This window comes from Nocardia tenerifensis NBRC 101015 (assembly GCF_000308715.1).
Classification (GTDB): Bacteria; Actinomycetota; Actinomycetes; order Mycobacteriales; family Mycobacteriaceae; genus Nocardia; species Nocardia tenerifensis.
In genome coordinates, this window is sequence record NZ_BAGH01000468.1 from 1 (window position 1) to 1,530 (window position 1,530).

Genomic DNA, 1,530 nt, shown 5'->3' on the forward strand with positions numbered 1-1,530 from the left:
GAATTGGACCCCGAGGTCACCGGGGTGGCGGCGCCCATCCTGGACGGGCGCGGCGAGGTCGTGGCCGCGGTCAGCATCGCCGCGCTCTCGCATCGCGTGCCGGAGTCCCGGATTCCCGAGGTGAGCACCGCCGTCCAGGCCGCGGCCGCGCGGATCAGCGAGCAGCTGGCGCTCATCGCGTCCTGACCGTCCTGTAAATCAGGATAAGGATCCTGATTCGTTGACGCTCCTTCGCGCGACATGGCACTGTCCTGTGTCCAAGGACGTATGTCCTGCATCACAGGAATACGTGATGCCCACGGAAGGAAGTGCCCATGATGCATCCGACCGCGGCCGTTCGGCCGCACCCAGCCCGTCGCAGCGTGCTGGCCTTGGCTTTTCTCGTGTTGCTCGTCGAGGGCTACGACCAGTTCGCGGTCGGCACGGTCGGTCCGGCGCTGCTGAGCTACGAGCCGTGGCACGCCGGGCACAGCGTGATGGGCGTCATCGGCAGCGCGACCAGCCTGGGTCTGCCGTTCGGGTCGTTCGCCGCCGGATGGGCCGTCACCCGATGGGGGCTGCGCCGACCGCTGCTGTTCGGGGTCGCCTGGACCGCGTTCACAATGCTCTGCGGCGCCCTGGCGCCCACCCTCGGACTGTTCATCGCGGCCCGCTTCGGCACCGGTATCGGCATCGGGCTGCTCGTCCCGCTCATCAGCACGCTGGTGTCGACCTTCGCGCCGCCCCGGCATCGTGCACTGCTGCTGACCGTCACGCTCAGCGCGATCGCCTTCGGCGGCACCCTGTCGACCCTCGCCGGCAAATTCCTGTTGCCGCACATGCACTTCCAGTGGCTGTTCCTGCCGGGTCTGCTGGGTGTCCTGCTGCTGCCCGCGATCTGGCGGCTCGCGCCCGCCGAGGCGGTCTCCCTCGCCGGCGCGGGCGGCCGTGCGCGGCTGCGCGAGGTGCTCGCGCCGCGATTCCGTTACGGCACAGCCCTTTTCTGGGTGGCCGCCATCATGGGGCTGGCGCTGGTCTACAGCACGACGGCCTGGCTGCCGGTCACCATGGTGAAGGCGGGCTACGACGTCGGATCGTCGTTCGACTTCACCATCGCGTTCACCCTCGGCGCCGGGTTCGGCAATATGGCGCTCGGCGCGCTCGCCGACCGGGGGCCGCTGCGCGAGGTCACGCTCGGCTGCTTCAGCCTGGCCGTCGTCGCGCTGTTCGTGCTCAGCACCCCGCAGCCGCACTGGCTGCTGCTCGCGGTCTCGGCGCTGGCCGGGATCGGCGCGCTCGGCGCGCAGAACATGGTCATCGCCAGCATGGCCAGCTTCTATCCGGCCGAATTGCGCGGCGCCGGACTGGGTCTCGCGCTGGCCGTGGGCCGGGTCGGGGCCATCGCCGGACCGACCTACGTGGGCGTGGCGACCGACCTGATCGGCTCGCCCAAGGCCGGTTTCTACGCGTTCATGCTGCCCGCGTTGATCGGCGCGGTGGCGGTGACCGCGCTGCCGCACTGGCGGCGCGGCCAGCACGACAACGCCGAGA

The 1,530-nt window shown here is 70.4% G+C and carries 2 protein-coding genes; both read left to right on the forward strand.

Annotation, left to right across the window (positions count from 1 at the left end; genetic code table 11):
* The coding region (locus tag ON39_RS34045; protein ID WP_040740389.1) for an IclR family transcriptional regulator domain-containing protein at positions 1-186 on the forward strand (186 nt) is incomplete at its 5' end.
* Positions 187-314: 128 nt separating this feature from the next.
* Positions 315-1,530 (forward strand): MFS transporter (locus tag ON39_RS34050; RefSeq protein ID WP_157195550.1); only part of this gene is annotated, 1,216 nt, incomplete at its 3' end.